The 513-nt window shown below is 70.4% G+C and carries 1 pseudogene; it reads right to left on the bottom strand.

The window, feature by feature from the left end:
- A pseudogene (locus tag AC1DWF_RS38815) lies at positions 1-513 on the bottom strand (carboxypeptidase M32); the annotation flags it as partial.

Here is a 513-nt window from a genome sequence, read left to right as displayed (position 1 = left end):
TCGCGGCGCGCAGCAGGTCCTGGAAACCGAGCCTCGAACCGTGGCCATGCACGTTCTTGCGCAGCCAGGTCAGCAGCGGCGCCATGTCGCCCTCGGCGAGCGCGGCGTCGAGGCCCGGCGTCGCGGCGCGCGCGGCCTTCATCAGCTGCGCGGCGGCCATGGCTCCGAGCGTGTAGCTCGGGAAATAGCCGAAGCCGCCATCGTGCCAGTGGATGTCCTGCAGGCAGCCGCGTGCATCGTCGGGTGGGGTGATGCCGAGCAGGGTTCGAAGCCCCGCTGCCCAGGCGCCGGGGAGGTCGGCGATGGCGAGCTTCCCCTCGATCATCGCGCGCTCCAGCCGGAAGCGGAGGATGACATGGGCGGGGTAGGTCAGCTCGTCGGCATCCACGCGGATGAAGCCGCGCGATACGTGGCGCCAGAGGCCGGCCAGGTTCTTCACGGCATAGGCCGCAGGATCGCCGCCATAGGCTGCCTGCAGCTGCGGGCCGAGGAATGACAGAAAGGCGTCGGAGC

Source organism: Aminobacter sp. P4_D5, assembly GCF_056401815.1.
The sequence above is the reverse complement of the archived record's forward strand: the minus strand, read 5'-3'. Positions and strand labels throughout refer to the sequence as shown.